The organism is Shinella sp. NM-101 (assembly GCF_021401195.1).
Lineage (GTDB): Bacteria > Pseudomonadota > Alphaproteobacteria > Rhizobiales > Rhizobiaceae > Shinella.
The window spans coordinates 133,785-150,855 of record NZ_JACBFT010000002.1; the positions used below are offsets into that span (position 1 = coordinate 133,785).

15 protein-coding genes are annotated in these 17,071 nt (G+C 66.4%); 4 read left to right on the forward strand and 11 right to left on the reverse strand.

All coding sequences use genetic code 11. The features are described 5' to 3' along the window. Positions 1-21: 21 nt before the first annotated feature. Genes L0976_RS04500 through L0976_RS04510 form a run of 3 tightly spaced genes read left to right on the forward strand, consistent with a single transcriptional unit; the run spans position 22 to position 2,857 of the window. Entirely contained in the window at positions 22-1,182 is a 1,161-nt protein-coding gene (locus L0976_RS04500) for an ABC transporter permease (RefSeq protein ID WP_234186309.1), read from the forward strand. Continuing rightward, a complete protein-coding gene (locus L0976_RS04505; protein ID WP_234186310.1) occupies positions 1,179-2,117 on the forward strand; it encodes an ABC transporter ATP-binding protein in 939 nt (312 codons plus the stop codon). Before L0976_RS04500 ends, L0976_RS04505 begins: the two co-directional genes overlap by 4 nt. After that, entirely contained in the window at positions 2,114-2,857 is a 744-nt protein-coding gene (locus tag L0976_RS04510) for an ABC transporter permease (RefSeq protein WP_234186311.1), read from the forward strand. Before L0976_RS04505 ends, L0976_RS04510 begins: the two co-directional genes overlap by 4 nt. Before the next feature lie 98 nt (positions 2,858-2,955). Here the strand turns inward: L0976_RS04510 and L0976_RS04515 are convergent, their stop codons facing one another. From L0976_RS04515 to L0976_RS04550, 8 genes are all read right to left on the reverse strand, one after another. Next, positions 2,956-3,273, reverse strand: a complete 318-nt coding sequence (locus L0976_RS04515) for a Dabb family protein (protein WP_234186312.1) — start codon at positions 3,271-3,273, stop codon at positions 2,956-2,958. A gap of 9 nt (positions 3,274-3,282) precedes the next feature. Continuing rightward, positions 3,283-4,938 carry a GMC family oxidoreductase gene (locus tag L0976_RS04520; RefSeq protein WP_234186313.1) on the reverse strand — a complete coding sequence of 552 codons (1,656 nt, stop codon included), beginning with the start codon at positions 4,936-4,938 and terminating at the stop codon, positions 3,283-3,285. Positions 4,939-5,157: 219 nt separating this feature from the next. Further along, positions 5,158-5,937 carry a 3-ketoacyl-ACP reductase gene (locus L0976_RS04525; RefSeq protein WP_234186314.1) on the reverse strand — a complete coding sequence of 260 codons (780 nt, stop codon included), beginning with the start codon at positions 5,935-5,937 and terminating at the stop codon, positions 5,158-5,160. Further along, the gene (locus L0976_RS04530) at positions 5,934-7,442 is read right to left on the reverse strand and encodes a GMC oxidoreductase (RefSeq protein WP_234186315.1); all 1,509 of its coding nucleotides are present in this window, start codon (positions 7,440-7,442) and stop codon (positions 5,934-5,936) included. Before L0976_RS04530 ends, L0976_RS04525 begins: the two co-directional genes overlap by 4 nt. 7 nt (positions 7,443-7,449) lie before the next feature. After that, on the reverse strand, positions 7,450-8,565 hold the full coding sequence (locus L0976_RS04535) for an ABC transporter ATP-binding protein (protein WP_234186316.1): 1,116 nt from the start codon (positions 8,563-8,565) through the stop codon (positions 7,450-7,452). A 6-nt stretch (positions 8,566-8,571) separates the two neighbouring features. After that, positions 8,572-9,453 carry a carbohydrate ABC transporter permease gene (locus L0976_RS04540; protein ID WP_203316183.1) on the reverse strand — a complete coding sequence of 294 codons (882 nt, stop codon included), beginning with the start codon at positions 9,451-9,453 and terminating at the stop codon, positions 8,572-8,574. Then, positions 9,450-10,331 (reverse strand): carbohydrate ABC transporter permease, encoded by an 882-nt coding sequence (locus tag L0976_RS04545; protein WP_203316182.1) that lies wholly within the window; start codon positions 10,329-10,331, stop codon positions 9,450-9,452. Before L0976_RS04545 ends, L0976_RS04540 begins: the two co-directional genes overlap by 4 nt. A 166-nt stretch (positions 10,332-10,497) precedes the next feature. Next, positions 10,498-11,748 carry an ABC transporter substrate-binding protein gene (locus tag L0976_RS04550; protein ID WP_203316181.1) on the reverse strand — a complete coding sequence of 417 codons (1,251 nt, stop codon included), beginning with the start codon at positions 11,746-11,748 and terminating at the stop codon, positions 10,498-10,500. A gap of 332 nt (positions 11,749-12,080) precedes the next feature. Here L0976_RS04550 and L0976_RS04555 point away from each other — a divergent pair, with 332 nt between their 5' ends. Next, a complete protein-coding gene (locus L0976_RS04555) occupies positions 12,081-13,133 on the forward strand; it encodes a LacI family transcriptional regulator (RefSeq protein ID WP_370643576.1) in 1,053 nt (350 codons plus the stop codon). A 47-nt stretch (positions 13,134-13,180) separates the two neighbouring features. Here L0976_RS04555 and L0976_RS04560 read toward each other — a convergent pair whose 3' ends face one another. The 3 genes from L0976_RS04560 to L0976_RS04570 are packed head-to-tail and all read right to left on the reverse strand — an operon-like array spanning position 13,181 to position 17,071. Then, positions 13,181-14,686 carry an aldehyde dehydrogenase family protein gene (locus L0976_RS04560; RefSeq protein ID WP_234186317.1) on the reverse strand — a complete coding sequence of 502 codons (1,506 nt, stop codon included), beginning with the start codon at positions 14,684-14,686 and terminating at the stop codon, positions 13,181-13,183. Next, complete coding sequence (locus L0976_RS04565; protein WP_234186318.1) at positions 14,686-15,465, reverse strand: enoyl-CoA hydratase/isomerase family protein; 780 nt, start codon at positions 15,463-15,465, stop codon at positions 14,686-14,688. The genes L0976_RS04560 and L0976_RS04565 overlap by 1 nt, the downstream gene beginning before the upstream one ends. Continuing rightward, the gene (locus L0976_RS04570) at positions 15,458-17,071 is read right to left on the reverse strand and encodes an acyl CoA:acetate/3-ketoacid CoA transferase (RefSeq protein WP_234186319.1); all 1,614 of its coding nucleotides are present in this window, start codon (positions 17,069-17,071) and stop codon (positions 15,458-15,460) included. Before L0976_RS04570 ends, L0976_RS04565 begins: the two co-directional genes overlap by 8 nt.

Genomic DNA, 17,071 nt, shown 5'->3' on the forward strand with positions numbered 1-17,071 from the left:
GCCCCTTCCCGAAAGGCATCCATGACGGTGCGGATCGACAAGCTCGGCGTGGTGATCGCCGCATTGCTGGCCTACGGCGCCTTTCTGGCGCCGTTCGCCAATTTCCGGGCCAACCGCATAGTCCCCGGCGAGGTGCAGCCGATCCTCGCCGCGCTGCCTTCCGGCCTCGGCGTCGCGCTCATGGCCTTCATCGCCGTTGCGCTCGTCCTCATCGTGCTGAAGACGCCCACCGTGCTCCGGCTGGTGCTGGGGCTCGTGGCGCTGCTTGCCCTTGCCATTCTCATCGGCCTTTCCGCCGGCCACCTGACGCCGCCGGAAAACACCTATGCCCGCGTTTCGCCCGCCTCCGGCTTCTGGCTGACCAGCTTCGCCTTCGCACTGCTGACGGCCGATGCGCTGGCGCGGCTGAGGCCGCCGCCGCTGGCGCGGGTCGCGCTGCTTGCGGCCGTTGCCGCTGCAGCCGCCCTCATCCTGATGTCGGGCGCCTGGGACGGGCTGTCGATCCTCAAGGAATACGGCAGCCGCGCCGGGACTTTCTGGCTGGAGGCGAGCCGCCATGTCGTGCTGGCGCTCGGCTCGCTCGCCGCGGCCACGCTCGTCGGCCTGCCGCTCGGCATCCTCTGCCACCGCGTGGAAGCGTTGCGCGCGGGCGTGCTCAACGTGCTGAACATCATCCAGACCATTCCCTCCATCGCGCTTTTCGGCCTGCTGATCGCGCCGCTCGGCTGGGTCGCGCTGCATGTGCCGGGAGCCGCGGCCATCGGCATCCGCGGCATCGGCGCTGCCCCGGCCTTCGTCGCGCTCTTCCTCTATTCGCTGCTGCCGGTCGTCGCCAACACGGTGGTCGGCCTCGCCGGCGTGCCGCGTGACGCCAACGATGCGGCCCGCGGCATCGGCATGACCGACCGCCAGCGACTCTTCGGCGTCGAGCTGCCGCTCGCCTTCCCGGTCATCCTCACCGGCATCCGCATCGTGCTCGTGCAGAACATCGGGCTTGCCACCATAGCCGCGCTCATCGGCGGCGGCGGCTTCGGCGTCTTCGTCTTCCAGGGCATCGGCCAGACGGCGATGGACCTCGTGCTGCTCGGTGCGGTCCCGACCGTCGCGCTCGCCTTCGCCGCGGCCATCGTGCTCGATGCCGCGACCGAGCTTTCCAGCAACAAACCCGGCAGGGCCGTATGATCGAGATCGAGACCATCACCAAGCGCTACGGCGACACGACCGTCGTCGACAACGTCTCGATGACAATCGCGCCGCGCTCGATCACCGTGATCGTCGGCACGTCCGGCTCCGGCAAGACGACGCTGATGCGCATGATCAACCGTCTCGTCGAGCCGACTTCGGGAACGATCCTGATCGACGGCAAGGACAACCGCTCGATGCCCGGCTACGAGCTGCGCCGCCATATCGGCTATGCCATCCAGGGCCACGGCCTCTTCCCGCACCGCACGGTCGCCGAGAACATCGCCACCGTGCCGGCGCTGCTCGGCTGGGAGAAGAGCCGCATCGACGCCAAGGTCCGCGAGCTCCTGACCCTCTTCCAGCTCGATCCCGCCGCCTTCGGCCCGCGCTATCCGCATGAGCTCTCGGGCGGTCAGCAGCAGCGCGTCGGCGTCGCCCGGGCGCTCGCCGCCGAGCCGAACATCCTCCTGATGGACGAGCCCTTCGGCGCGCTCGATCCCGTCATCCGCGCCAAGGCGCAGGACGACCTTCTGGCGATCCAGAGGCATTTCGGCACGACCATCGTCCTCGTCACGCACGACATGGAGGAGGCGTTCCATCTCGCGGACAGGATCGCCGTGATGGACAAGGGCCGGATCGTGCAATACGCGGCGCCCGAGGAGATGCTGGTCAACCCCGCCACCGATTTCGTCGAGACGCTGATCGGCGCGGGCGAGCGGCCGTTCCGGCTGCTCTCCATCGGTACCGTCGGCGATGCCATGGAAAACGGCACCGCCGAAGGCGAGCCGCTCGTGGCCGAAACGAGCCAGCGCGATGCGCTCTCGGCGTTGCTCTGGTCCGGCCGCGAGGCGCTGCCGGTCGTCGGCGCCGATGGCGCGCCCATCGGCCGCGTCACCCTTGCCGGCCTTGCCCGGCGCGCCGCGAGGCCGCAATGAGGCGGCTCCTGCCCAATCTGCTGCGGCTCGCCGCGCTGGCGGTGCTCATCGCCTTCCTCGTGCAGCCGAACCTGTTCGAGCCGCTCCTCAAACCGCTCGTGCAGGCCAATGCCCCGGCGGTCTACAACCAGGGCAGCCTCCTGTCGCTGACGCTCTCGCATCTTGCCACGGTGTTCACCGCGACGCTCGCCGCGACCGTCGTCGCCGTCGGCCTTGCCATTCTCGTGACGCGGCCGATCGGTGCGGAATTCCTGCCGCTCTCGCGCAGCCTCGTGAATATCGGCCAGACCTTTCCGCCCGTCGCCATGCTGGCGCTTGCCGTGCCGGTCGTCGGCTTCGGCGAGAAGCCGACGCTGATCGCGCTCTTCCTCTACGGTCTCCTGCCGATCTTCGAAAATGCCATGACCGGCCTTTCGACCCTGCCGCCCGCCATCATGGAGGCGGCGCGCGGCACGGGCATGACGGCCCGGCAGCGGCTGACCAAGGTGGAGTTGCCGCTTGCGCTGCCGATCATCCTCGCCGGCATCCGCCTTTCGGTGACGATCAGCCTTGCGACGGCCACCATCGGCTCGACGGTGGCGGCCAGGACGCTCGGCGAGGTCATCATCGCCGGCCTGCAATCGAACAACCTCGCCTTCGTGCTGCAGGGCGGCCTCGTCGTCGCGGTGCTGGCGGTGCTGATCTACGATGCCTTCTCCGCCGTCGAGCGCGTGCTGTCGCGCCGGGCCGGCCGGGTGTAGAGCATTTCCGCTTTTCTTCGAATCGCGAAAATGCTCTAACTCTTTGTTTTAACGCAATTCCGGACGCAAAACCGCTTCGCACTTTTGCTGGAATTGCTCTAGTCTTCGGTCTCCAGGTCGTAGACGAGGATGCCGGCAACCCCGCCCTCCGCTGCGGCGACGAGCCGGGCGCCGGTTTCCCTGTGTCCGGGGTCTTCCAGATAGGCATCCCGGGAGAAGCTGTCGGCGAAGTCGACGATGAAGCCATCGCTGAAGCCCTTGTCCATGCCCTCTTCCGGGCTGACATTGGTGCCGACATGCACGGCGAGCATGCCCGGCAGACGATCCTTCAGCATGTCGATCTCGTTGAACAGCTCGCTCTTGTAGGCGGTGGAAATGGTCGGCTTGAAGCGGATGAAGACGCAGTGGCGGATCATGGCAACTCCCTATCGGATGTTGGCGCGGGCGCGCGGGCGCGCATCGTTGCGCTCATATGAGAAGACCTGAGCCGGCAGCGCCGGCAGGCCGCGGATGATGTCGGCGCCCTTTTCGCCCACCATGATCGTCGGCGCATTGGTGTTGCAGGAGGGAACGCGCGGCATGACGGAACTGTCGCAGACGCGCAAACCTTCAAGTCCGTGCACCTTCAGATCGAGCCCGACGACCGCATCCGCGCCCGTGCCCATCTTGCAGGTACCGACCGGGTGATGGTCGGTCTTGGCGTTGGCGCAGCCGTAGTCGAAGAGGTCCTCGTCGGTCACGGCTTTCGGCCCCGGCAGGCGCTCGGCCATCACGAAGGGCTTCAGCGCCGCCTGCTGCATGATCTCGCGGGCGATCTTCAGGCCCTCGATCGACATCTTCCGGTCGTGCGGATCTTCCCAGTAGTTCGGGTCGATCAGCGGCGCGGCGGCGGGATCGGCGGAGGCAAGGCGCACGGTGCCCTTGGAGCGGGGATGCAGGTAGGCGGAATTCAGCGTCACGCCGGCATTCTTCAGCTTCTCGACGCCCGCCTCGATGCCCGAGCCGAGGCCGAGATGGAACTGGATGTCCGGCGAGCGGGCCTCCGGGTCGGCGTACCAGAAGCCGCCTGTCTCGAAGAGCGAGGAGGCGACGGGGCCGGAGCGGAAGAGGATGTATTGCAGGCCGGCCCAGAGCGTGCGGTGCAGCTTGGCGACGCCGTCATAGGTGTGGTCGCCGGTGCATTCCGCGATGACGAAGAGGTCGAGATGGTCCTGCATGTTGGAGCCAACGCCGAGAAGGTCGTGCTTCACCTCGACGCCGACCGATTTCAGGTGATCGGCCGGGCCGATGCCGGATTGCAGGAGCAGCTTCGGCGAGCCGATGGCGCCTGACGTGACGAGCACCTCGCGCTCCGCCCGGATCGTCTCGACGCCGCCTGCCGTCACCACCTCGACGCCGACGGCGCGGATCCCCTCCAGCACGATGCGGGCGACGCGGGCGCCGGTGCGGATGGTGAGGTTCTTGCGATCCTTGATCGGCGAGAGGTAGGAAAGCGAGGCGGAGGACCGGCGGCGGTTGCGCTGGGTGAGCTGGTAGAAGCCGACGCCGGCCTGCTGGCGACCATTGAAATCGTGGTTGTAGGGAATGCCGAGTTCCTGGCCGGCGCGGATATAGGCATCGCAGATCGGCAGCGCGGAAACCGGCATGGAAACGCCGAGCGGCCCGCCATAGGCATGGTAGTCGTCGGCGAAGCGCTGGTTGTCCTCGGCGCGCTTGAAATAGGGCAGGATCTCCCGGTAGCTCCAGCCCTCGCAGCCGTCCTCGCTCGCCCAGAGATCGTAGTCCGCCGCGTTGCCGCGGGTATAGAGCTGGGCGTTGATGGAGGAGCCGCCGCCGATGACCTTGGCCTGCGTATAGCGCAGCACGCGGCCCTTCATGTGCTTCTGCGGCACGGTCTCCCAGCCCCAGCTCGCCACGCCCTTCGTCATCTTGGCGAAGCCCGCCGGCATGTGGAACAGCGGGTTCCAGTCCCCGCCGCCGGCTTCCAGCAGCAGCACGCGGACATCAGGGTCTTCCGAAAGCCGGTTCGCCAGCACGCAGCCGGCCGGTCCCGCGCCGGTGATGATATAGTCGTAGGTCATGCTGTTGTCCTCAAATTCCGCTGCGTCGCCTCGCGTTGCCCGGTGCCTTGCCTTGATCCCTTCTCCTCTTGGGGGAGAAGGTGGCCCGAAGGGTCGGATGAGGGGGAGACCCCCAACGGAAACATTGCTTTTTTTACCCTTGGCAGCCCCCTCATCCGCCTGCCGGCACCTTCGCCCCGAGGGGAGAAGGGGACTTGTCTCGCCCGTCTTTCCCGCACCTTAAAGCCGCCCGATGGCAAGGCCGCCGTCGAGATTGATCACCGAGCCGGTGGCGAAGGCGAACTTGCCGGTCGCAAGCGCGGCCGCGGCGTTGCCGATGTCGTCGGGTTCGCCCCAGCGTTTCATCGGCACGAGGCCGCTCTCGATGAGCGCGTCGTATTTCGCCGAGACGCCGGCCGTCATGTCGGAGCGGATGATGCCGGGGCGGATCTCGAAGACCGAGATACCGGTCTCCGCCAGCCGCAGCGCCAGCCCCTGGCTGAAGGCGGCGAGGCCCGCCTTGGTCATGCAGTAGTCGAGCCGTTCGGGGGAGGTGAGACCGGCCGAGACGGAGGTGATGTTGATGATCGAGCGCGGGCCGGCGGCCTGCTTCGACTGCAGCATCGCCTTCAGCACGGCCTGAGTGAAGAAGACGGTGCCGCGCAGGTTGGTGGCAATGATCGCGTCGAAATTTTCCGGCGACAGATCGAGGAAATCGCCGCGCACGACGGAGGCGATGCCGGCATTGTTGACGAGGCAGGCGATGGCGCCGAGCCGGTCCTCGATGCTTGCTACGGTCGCCGCGTGGCCGGCAATGTCGGCGAGGTCGCCCTTGAGGTAGATCGCCCGGCCGCCGAGCGCGGCAAGGTCGGCGAGCATGGCGTCGGTCGCGGCGTCACTCTCGCCGATGCCGGTGATGGCGATATCGAAGCCTTCGGCGGCAAGGGCCCTGGCGATGCCGAGGCCGATGCCGCGGCGGCCGCCGGTGACGATGGCGACGGGACGGGGTGCGGTCGTCATGCGGCGAGGTCCCTCGACTGGATGTGATTGGCGACCCGCAGCGCCTGCGCGGCGACCGTCAGGGCCGGGTTCACGGCGGCGGAGGTCGGCAGGCAGGAGGCATCGACCACGAAGAGGTTCGGATGGTCGTGGGCGCGGCACCAGATGTCGAGCGGCGCCGTCGCCGGATCGCTGCCGATGCGCACGGTGCCGCACTGGTGAGAGGGCGTGCGCTTATCGAAGGCGCGGGCGAGGACGATGGGGAAGCCGGCCTTCTTGAGCGCGCTTTTCAACTTGCTCACGAGGTCGAGATGGGCCTGCCAGTTGGTGCGCGTCCATTTCATGACGATCCGGTCGCGGTCGACCGTGATGCGGCTTTCGGGATGCGGCAGGTCCTCGCTCATCGCGTAGAAATCGACGGCGCGGCTTGCGACATGTTCCAGCAGCCATTCCGGCACGGAGGGCATGTTGGCCTTCAGGATCTTCCCCGAGACGCGGCCGAGAAGCTGCACATTGCCGAGCGGCGGGCCGCCGTTGCCGTCCGAGAGGTAATAGTCGTTGAAGCCGAAGGTCTTCTGGTAGACGGAGGTGTTGCTGTAGAAGGGCGAGAGGCCGATCACGGCGCTCGAATTGTGGTTCATGAAGTTGCGGCCGACCTGGTCGGAGCTGTTGGCGAGCCCCTTCGGGAAAGCTTCCGAGGCCGAGCGCAGCAAAAGCACGGCGGATTGCACCGCGCCGGCCGAGAGGATCACCAGCCGCGGCGAAACGCTTTCCGTCTCGCCGCCGCGAACGTAGTGCACGGTCGAGATGGTGCGGCCGTGCGGGGCGGTGGCGAGCCGCGTCACGCGGCAGTTGGTGCGCAATTCGACATTCGGATGTTTCAGGGCTTCGGCCAGCGCCGTGCTCTCCGCGTCCATCTTGCCGTCGTTGCAGTTCGGATGCGCATCCCATGGCGTCTTCGCCTTGGCGAGCCAGCGGTCGATGTCGACGCCGAGCGGCAGGGAATAGGGATGCAGGCCGTTCGCCTTCATCTTCGCGCGGACCTTCGCGATGGCCGGCTCGTCCGGCACGGGTGGGAAGGGGTAGGGCGCGGAATGGTGCGGCTCGGTCGGGTCCTCTCCCAGCGTGCCGCGCACGTTGTAGAGCCTTTCGGCGGCGGAGTACCACGGTTCCAGCTCCTCGTAGGGGAAGGGCCAGGCGGGGGAGACGCCGTCGCGGTGGCGCATCTCCTCGAAATCCTCGCGTCTGTAGCGCACCAGCACCGCGCCGTAGAATTTCGAGTTGCCGCCGACATTGTAGTAGTTGCCGGGGTTGAAGGCGGTACCGTCCGCCTCGTACCACATCTCCTTCGGGCGGAAATGGCCGCGCTGGAAGATTGCGCGCTGGTCGCGGTTCTCCGGCAGGTCGGGCAGATGGTCGCCCGCCTCGAGGATGACGATCCTGGCGCCCGCCGAGGCCAGCGCGGCGGCCATGGTGGCGCCGCCGATGCCCGATCCGATGATGACGATGTCCGGCTGCGTGGTCATGGGTTTCTCAGGCGATACGAAGCTGGCTAGTGGGGTCGAAGAACACGGCCTTGTCGAGGTTGAAGGCGAGGCGCGCGGTCTGGCCGGCGGATATGCGCACGTCGGCGCGCAGGCGCGCGACGATCTCCTTGCCGCCGAGATGGGTGACGGCGAAGGTGTCGGCGCCGGCGGGTTCCACCACCTCGATCAGGCAGTCGCCTTCGGCGACCGTGCGGGCGTTGCGGTCCGCGCCATCAGGGTCGGTCAGGGCCTCCGGGCGGATGCCGAAGATCACGTCCCTGCCGCCATAGGCCGAAAGGCCGCCCGGCGCATTCGGCACCGGGAGCACCAGCGGCTCGGCCTGGTGGCGGGCGAGCGAGACGGCGACGCCCGCGCCGTTGTTCTCGACCTTTGCCGTGAGAAGGTTCATCGCGGGCGAGCCCATGAAGTCGGCGACGAAGGTGTTGGCGGGGTTGTTGTAGATCTCCGCGGGCGAGCCGAACTGCTGCAGCACGCCGTCCTTCAGGACGGCGATCTTGGTGGCGAGCGTCATCGCCTCGATCTGGTCGTGCGTCACGTAGACGATGGTCGTCTTCATGCGGTGATGCAGGCGCTTGATCTCGGTGCGCATGTCGACGCGGAGTTTCGCGTCGAGGTTCGACAGCGGCTCGTCGAAGAGGAAGAGCTTCGGATCGCGCACCAGCGCCCGGCCCATGGCGACACGCTGGCGCTGGCCGCCGGAGAGCTGGCCGGGCTTGCGTTCCAGCAGGTGGCCGATCTGCAGCATGTCGGCGACCTGTTTGATCGCCTTGTCGCGCTCCTCCTTCGGCACGCCGCGGATCTCCATGCCGAAGGCGATGTTCCCGGCGACCGTCATGTTCGGGTAGAGCGCGTAGGACTGGAAGACCATGGCGATGTCGCGCTTGGAAGGATGCAGCCCCGCGACCGAGCGGCCGTCGATGGCGATGTCGCCCGAGGTGATCGGCTCCAGGCCGGCGATGGTGTTGAGCAGGGTGGACTTGCCGCAGCCGGAGGGGCCGACGAGCACGAGGAAGCCGCCTTCCTCGATCTCGATGTTGATATCCTTCAGGATTTCGAGCGCGCCGTAGGACTTGCGCAGGTTGCTGATCTTGAGGAACGACATGGAGCGTTATCCTTTCACGGCGCCGGACATCAGGCCGCGCACGAAATAGCGTCCGGAGACTATGTAGACGATGAGGGTGGGCAGCGCCGCGAGGATCGCGCCCGCGAAATGCACGTTGTATTCCTTCACGCCGGTCGACGAGGAGACGAGGTTGTTGAGCGCCACCGTCATCGGCGTCGTCGATGCGCCGGAGAAGGAGGCGCCGAACAGGAAGTCGTTCCAGATATTGGTGAACTGCCAGATGACCGAGACGACGATGATCGGCCCGGAGGACGGCAGCAGGATGCGGTAGAAGATCTGGAAGAAGCTCGCCCCGTCGATCTGCGCCGCGCGCACCAACTCGGTCGGGAAGTTCTCATAGTAGTTGCGGAAATAGAGCGTCGTGAAGCCGAGGCCGTAGACGACGTGCACGAGGATCAGCCCCCAGAGCGAGCCGGCAAGCCCGATCATCCCGAGGATGCGCGCCATCGGGATCAGCACGATCTGGAACGGGATGAAGCAGGAGAGCAGCAGCAGGCCGAAGAAGACGTTCGAGCCCTTGAACTGCCACTTGGTCAGCACGTAGCCGTTCAGCGCGCCGATGATGGTGGAGATCGCGACGGCCGGCACGACCATCAGGATGGAGTTGATGAAGAAGGGGCGAAGGCCCGTCGGCTGCACGCCGATCTGTGCCGTCGACCAGGCGGAGATCCAGGGCTCGATCGTCCATTCTTTCGGCAGGTTCAGCATGCCGCCCTGGCGGATCTCCTCCAGCGGCTTCAGCGAGTTCACCAGCATCACGTAGAGCGGCAGCAGGTAGTAGAACGCGAAGACGATGAGCGCGGTGTAGATGAGGGCGCGCGTCAGGCGGCCGTGCGAGATGATGTTGTCGGGGCTTTGCGCGCTCATCGGCCTTTGCCTCCGCGGATTTCGGAATAGAGATAGGGGATGATGATCGAGAATATCATGACCAGCATGATGATCGCCGAGGAGGCGCCGATGCCCATCTGGTTGCGGGTGAAGGTGTAGGAATACATGAAGGTGGCCGGCAGCTCGGTCGCCTGTCCCGGCCCGCCGCCGGTCAGCGCCACGACGAGGTCGTAGGCCTTGATGGCGAGGTGCGCGAGCACGACGAAGGCGGAGAGGAAGACCGGGCGCATCAGCGGGATGATGATGCGGCGGTAGATGGTCGAGGTGGAGGCCCCGTCGATCTGCGCGGCCTTGATGATCTCGTTGTCGACACCGCGAAGGCCGGCGAGGAACATGGCCATGACGAAGCCGGAGGACTGCCAGACGGCGGCGATGACCACGCAGTAGATGGCGTAGTTGCGGTCCTTGATCCAGTTGAAGGCAAAGCTCTCCCAGCCCCACAGATGCATGGTGTTCTCAAGCCCGATGCCGGGGTCGAGGAACCATTTCCAGGCGGTGCCCGTCACGATGAAGGAGAGCGCCATCGGGTAGAGATAGATCGGCCTGAGGATACCTTCGGCGCGAATCTTCTGGTCGAGCAGGATGGCGAGCGCCAGGCCCAGCACCGAGCAGATGACGATGTAGAGCGAGGCGAAGATCGCAAGGTTCGAGATCGCCCGCCACCAGTGCGGCAGCGCCCAGAGCTTGGAATAGTTGCTCAGCCCCACGAAATTGTAGGAGGGCAGCATCTTGCTGTCCGTCAGCGAAAGGAAGCCCGTATAGGCGATGAAGCCGTAGACGAAGACGAGCACGATGAGGAAACTGGGTGCCAGCACGAGCTTCGGCAGAAGCTCCTGCAGCCGGCTTCGGCTATCCATGGTCGATACCACCATTATTCGTGTGTTTGCGGCGGCGGGGCCGTGCCCCTCATCCGCCTGCCGGCACCTTCTCCCCGCAGGCGGGGAGAAGGAGGTCTGCCGTGCCCTCTCAATTCCCTCTCCCCGCTTGCAGGGAGAGGGTTAGGGTGAGGGCAGCGCCCTTGCCTTATTTCGCGGCCTCGACGGCGGCCTTGAGTTCCGTCACGGCTTCCTCGGAGGAAAGCTCGCCGTTGAACTGGCGGGTCACGACGTCGTAGATCGCGTTCTTGACGGAGGCCGGGTTGGCGTGGCCGTGCGCCATGGAGCCGAACAGCGTGCCGTTGGTGTTGGCTTCCGCGAGGTCCTTGATGGCCTTCTTGCCGCAATCGTCGAAGGCTTCGTCCGAGACGTCCGTTCGGGCCGGGGCCGAGCCCTTGACCACGTTGAAGGCCGACTGGAAGACCGGGTTCTCGATGGCCGAGGCCATGGCGAGCTGGGCCGGAACCTTGTCTTCGGCGACCTTGAACATCGCGAACTGGTCGGAATTGAAGGTCACGGAGCCCTGCGTGCCGGGGAAGCGCATGCAGACGAAGTCCGAGCCCGGCTTCTTGCCGGCCTTGATGAACTCGCCCTTCGCCCAGTCGCCCATGAACTGGAGACCGGCCTTGCCTTCGATGACCATGGCGGACGCAAGGTTCCAGTCACGGCCCGAGAAGTTGTCGTCCACATAGGAGCGCAGCTTCGTCATGCGGTCGAAGGCTTCCTTCATCTGGTCGCTGCCCAGCGTTTCCGGGTCGAGGTCGATGAAGGCCTTCTTGTAGAAGTCGTTGCCGAAGGAGAGCACGACCGCGTCGAAGATCGTCGCGTCCTGCCACGGCTGGCCGCCATGGGCGACCGGCGTGATGCCCTGTTCCTTGAACTTGTCGAGCAGGGCGACGAGTTCGTCCCAGTTCGCCGGTTCCTTGCCGCCGGCCTTGTCGAGCGCTTCCTTGTTGATCCACATCCAGTTGGTGGAGTGGACGTTGACCGGCGCGGCGATCCAGTGGCCGTCATATTTCGAGAACTGCTGCAGGGCGGTCGGGATCACCTTGTCCCAGCCTTCCTTGGCGGCGACGTCATCGAGATTGCCGAGCGCGCCTTCCTTGGCCCAGTCGAGAATGTCGAAGCCGAGCATCTGCACCGCGGTCGGCGCGTTGCCGGCCGTGACGCGGGCGCGCAGCACCGTCATGGCTTCCGTGCCGCCGCCGCCGGCGACGGGCATGTCGGTCCAGGAGATGCCCTTGGATTCGAGGTCCTTCTTGAGGACGTCGAGCGCGGCGGCCTCACCGCCCGAAGTCCACCAGTGGAGGACTTCCACATTCTCGGCTGCGCGGGCGGCGGTGCCGCCCATGCCCATCAGCACCGCAATCGCTGCGGTGGTCGTCAGAAACTTGCGCATCGTATTCCTCCCGTTTGCAAGTTCGAGGGCGAGAGCCTCCTCCCGCCGATTTCCCCGAGGCCCGAAGGCGCGTCGGAATCTGGTCCATGGCTCAAAGTGCCGCGCCAATTTAAAACGTTGTAAATTTGCGGAGTCAAGCCGCGATGGCACGGACCGGCGGCTGTCTCGATAAACGCGGTAAATTCCGGAAGCGCAGGCAGGTCAGCCGTTCCGAATGGCTTTGTGCGGCGCAGTGAAATCGTTTTAAATTCTGTGCAGCGCAAGATTGCCGAATGCCGGGCGCATCGATATGGTGCCGCCAATTGACTGACGCCATCCGAAGAAGCGTATCCGTGTCCCGCATCGAAAAGCCCGCCGACAGTGACCCCGCCCGCAGCACGCTTCGAGCCGGCAAGCCGACGCTGAAGACGATCGCGGAAATGACGGGACTTGCGATCACCACGGTCTCGCGCGCGCTCGGCAATGCGCCGCAGATTTCCGAGGCGACGCGCCGCCGGGTGCACGAGGTCGCCGCGGCGATCGGCTACCTGCCGGACCGCGCCGCCCAGCGCCTCAAGACCGGCCGCACCAATGTCATTTCCGTGCTGCTCGATCCGCACGAGGAAATCCTCGGCTTCGGCACCTCCGTCATGCATGGCCTTGCGCGCGCCCTGCAGGCGACGCCCTACCATCTCATCGTCACGCCGAATTTCCTCGACGGCAGCAATGTCGATGCGGTCAACTACATCATCCGCAACGGCATGGCAGACGGACTGATCTTCTCGCGCACCGAACCCTTCGATCCGCGCGTGCGGCTGCTGCTGGAGAACGGCTTTCCCTTCATCACGCATGGCCGCACGGAATTCTCCACCCCGCATGCCTTCGTCGACTACGACAACTTCGCCTTCGCCTACGAGGCGACGAAGCGCCTGATCGTCAAGGGCCGGCGCAAGGTGACGATCATCCTGCCGCCGAGGCGCCTGACCTTCCACCAGCACATGCTGCACGGCTTCATGACCGCCGTGCGCGAGGCGGGCATCGCCTACGAGATCCCCGAGGCTCTCGATCTCGACAGCCCCGCCGACATGATCCGCGACCATATGCGCCGCCGCAGCGCCGAGGCCGATCCGCCGGATGGCTTCACCTGTCCCGGCGAAGTCTCCGCGCTCGCGACCATCACCGGCATGAGCGACAACGGCCTTGCCCTCGGCGGCGAATACGACATCGTCGCCAAGCAGACCTCGCGCCTGCTCAGCCAGATCCAGCCGAAGGTCGAGACCATCTACGAGGACCTGACGGCGGCCGGCGAGGCCATGGGCCGGTTGCTCTTGAAGCGCATAGCCGGCGAGCCGGCGGGTGAGCTCACCCTGCTGCAAAGCCCGCAATTCAGCTTCCCGACGCCCTGAGCGGGCGGCGGAGCCGATCCCAGCCGTAGTTGTCGGGAAGGTGTCTTTCATCGCGGCATCCACCAGCCGGTGCGCGCGCCCATATGCATGTTGAGCGTCTTGGTCTCCGTATAGTCCTCCACGGCATGGTGGCCGAGTTCGCGGCCGAGGCCGGACTGGCGGTAGCCGCCGAAGGGCAGTTCCGACGCGCCGTCCATGAAGGTGTTCATCCAGACCGTGCCGGCGCGTACCTTGCGGCCGATGGTGAGGCACGTGTCGAAGTCGCGGCTCCAGACGCCGGCCGAAAGGCCGTAGTCGATGGCATTGGCGATGCGGATCGCCTCGTCCGTCGTCTCGAAGGTCAGCACGGAGAGGACCGGGCCGAACACCTCCTCGCGGGCGACCGCCATGTCCGGCTGCACGCCGGAAAGGATCGTCGGGGCCATGAACTGGCCGAGGCCGAGATCGAGCGCCGTGCCCCCCAGCGCCACCGACGCGCCGGCCTTCGCCGCGCCGTCGACATAGGAACCGATCTTTTCGAGATGCTGCGGCGTGATGATCGCGCCGACCTGCGTCGTCGGATCGAGCGGATCGCCGACCTTCACCTTCCTCGCCAGCTCCGCCACGCGCGCCGTCACTTCCGAAGCGATGGACCTGTGCAGGATCAGCCGCGAGCCGGCATTGCAGCACTCGCCGGCATTGAAATAGGCGCCGAAGACGGCGGCGTCGATGAATGCGTCGAGATCGGCGTCGGGGAAGACGATCTGCGGGTTCTTGCCGCCAAGTTCCAGCGACACCTTCTTCAGCGTCTGCGCGGCATTCGCCATGGTGAGGCGGCCGACGCCGGTGGAGCCGGTGAAGGAGACCATGTCGACATCGGGATGCGTCGTCATCACGCTGCCTACTTCCGGGCCGGTGCCGGTGACGATATTGACGACGCCGGCCGGAACGCCCGCCTCGATGAGGATTTCGCCGAGAAGGAGGGTCGAGCCGGAAGTCAGTTCCGAAGGCTTGACGACCGTCGTGCAGCCGGCGGCGAGCGCGAATGGTAACTTCTGGCTTACGATCAGGAAGGGGAAGTTCCAGGGCGTGATGATCGAGACGACGCCGATGGCCTCGCGCAGCACGACGCCCAATGTGCCTTCGCCGAGCGTGTTGTAGCTCTCGCCGTGAAGGTCGCGGGCAAGGGCGGCGGCATAGCGCCAGATATCGGCCGCGCCGGAAAGTTCGCCCTTGGCCTGGCTGATCGGCTTGCCGCTCTCGATGCAATCGAGGAAGGCGAGCTCGTCGGCCTTCGCCGCGATGAGATCGGCGGCCTTGAGCAGGATGTTGGAGCGCTCGGCGCCCGTCATGCGCGGCCACGGGCCTTCATCGAAAGCCTTTCTGGCAGCCGCGATGGCGCGCTCGGCATCGGCCCTCGTGCCGGCCGGATAGCGGCTGACGACGACGCCGTGGCCGGGGGCCACGCGTTCGAGCGCGCTGCCGGCGCCTTCCGTCCAGACGCCGTCGATCAGCATGCGGAAGTCGCGCGCCTTGAAATCGTCGATCGCCTTGGGTTTCACATGCGCGGTCATCACCATTCTCCCTTGAAGTCTGCGGGGCGCTTTCCCGTGAAGGCGGCGACGCCTTCCTTGAGGTCCCCGGTCTTGGCGACGAGGATGGAGCCGAGGGCTTCCACCGCCGCACCATTGTCCTCGCCGTTCGCCACGGAAATCATCAGCTTGGAAATCTCCGTCGCCGCCGGCCCGCGCGAAGCGATGCGCGCCGCATAGGCCCTGGCGGCCTCGACGGCCGTTCCGGTCTCGACGACCTGATCGACGACGCCGAGCGTTGCCGCTTCCGCCGCCGTCAGCACCTCGCCGCCGAGCAGCATGCGCCGCACGGCCTGCGCGCCGAAGCGCTTCACCAGCCGTTGCGTGCCGGACCAGCCCGGCACCATGCCGAGGCCGGCTTCCGGCAGGCCGATCTTCACCTGGGTCTCGGCGATGCGGATATCCGCCGCCGCCGCCAGTTCCAGCCCGCCGCCCAGCGCATGGCCGTTGACGGCGGCGATCAGCGGCATGCGCAGCGTCGCCAGCCGTTCGAAGACGCGGTGGCCGAAGCGCACCCAGGCATGGCCGAATTCGTTTGGCTCCATGCCGGCCCAGGCTCGGATGTCGCCGCCTGCGGAGAAGGCCTTGCCCTCGCCGGTGAGGATGGCGACGCGCGCGCCAGCATTGGCTTCCACTGTGTCGCAGGCGGCGGACAGTTCCTTCAGCATGTCGATGTCGAAGGCGTTCAGCTTTTCCGGCCGCGCGACGGTGATCGTCGCGACGGGGCCGTCGATGTCGATGCGGATGCGCGGCTCAGCCATGGTGCGTCTCCGCAAGCCGGCGCGGCGCCTTTTCGGGCAGCGTCAGGCCAATGGGCGCATCGGTGAAGAGGGCCGCATCCATCACCTTGAGGTCCGGCGAGACGATCAGAGCGAATTCCGACTGGTCGAGGATATGCGCCTGGAGATCGACGCCCGGCGCGATCTCGGTCAGCATGAGGCCCTCGGGCGTCAGCTTCATCACGCAGCGCTCGGTGACATAGGTGATGTCCTGCCCTTGCGCCACGGCGCGCGGACCGGAGAAGGTGACGTGCTCGACCTCGTCGACCAGCTTCTTCAGCTTGCCTTCCTTCTCGATGACGAGCTTGCCGCCCTCGACGGCGAGCTTCGCGCCGGCATTGAACATGCCGGAGAAGACGACCTTCTTGGCGCGCGCCGTGATATCGACGAAGCCGCCGCAGCCCGCCGTCACATGCGGGCGGAAGGAGAGCTTCGAGACGTTGACCGAACCGTCCCTGCCGATCTCCAGGAAGGAGAGCAGCGAGGCATCGAAGCCCGCGCCCTGGAAATAGGTGAACTGATAGGGCGAGGGCATGAAGGCATCGGCATTGGAGGCGCAGCCGAAGGCGAAGTCGAGCAGCGGCACGCCGCCGACCGCGCCCTGCTCGATCACCCAGGTGACGGCCCCGTGCAGGCCCTCTTCCATGAGGATGCGCGGCACGTTGGCGGAAATGCCGAAGCCGAGATTGACGGCGCTGCCGGCCTCCAGCTCCTGCGCCACGCGGCGTGCGATGACCTTCTGGATGTTGAATTCCGGCACGCGGAAACTGTCGAGCGGGCGGAAGATCTCGCCGGAAATGGCGGGGTCGTAGAGCGTCTGCGTCGTCTGCTTCTGCTCGGGATCGACCACGACGTAATCGACCAATACGCCCGGCACGCGCACGTCATGCGGCTTCAGCGAGCCTTCCTTGGCCATGCGCTTGACCTGTGCGATGACGATGCCGCTATTGTTGCGCGCGGCGAGTGCCTGGTCGAGCCCGCCGAGGGTGGCGCCCTCGTGCTCGTAGGTGAGGTTGCCGCGCTCGTCGGCCGTGGTGGCGCGGATGATGGCGACCTCCGGCGCGATCGCCTTGAAATACAGCCATTCCTCTCCGGCGAAGGCGATCTTCTCGACGATCGGCTCGGCCGCGGCCTTGTCGTTCATGGCGCAGCCCTGCCGAGTCGGGTCCACGAAGGTGTCGAGGCCGACCTTGGTGATGACGCCGGGGCGCTTGGCGGCGGCCTCGCGGTGCATGTCGAAGAGGATGCCGGAGGGGATGTTATAGGCCGGGATCTCGTTGCCGGTGATCATCTGCCAGATCAGCGGCGGCTCCGAGGAGGACGGGCCGGACGGATAGGAGCCGGCCAGCACCCTGGCGAGCAGGCCCGTCTTCGCGATGTAGTCGATGCCCTTGATGCCGCTCATGTCGCCGGCGGCGATGGGATGCAGCGTCGTGATGTCGCGCGGGTGGCCGGTTTCCTCGAAGCGCTCGCCGATGGCCTTCAGCGTCAGGTCCGGGCAGCCGAGGCCGGAGGAGGAGGAGACCGAGACGACGGCGCCGTCGGGAATGAGGTCCGCCGCCTGGCGCGGAGTGATATGCTTGCTCAT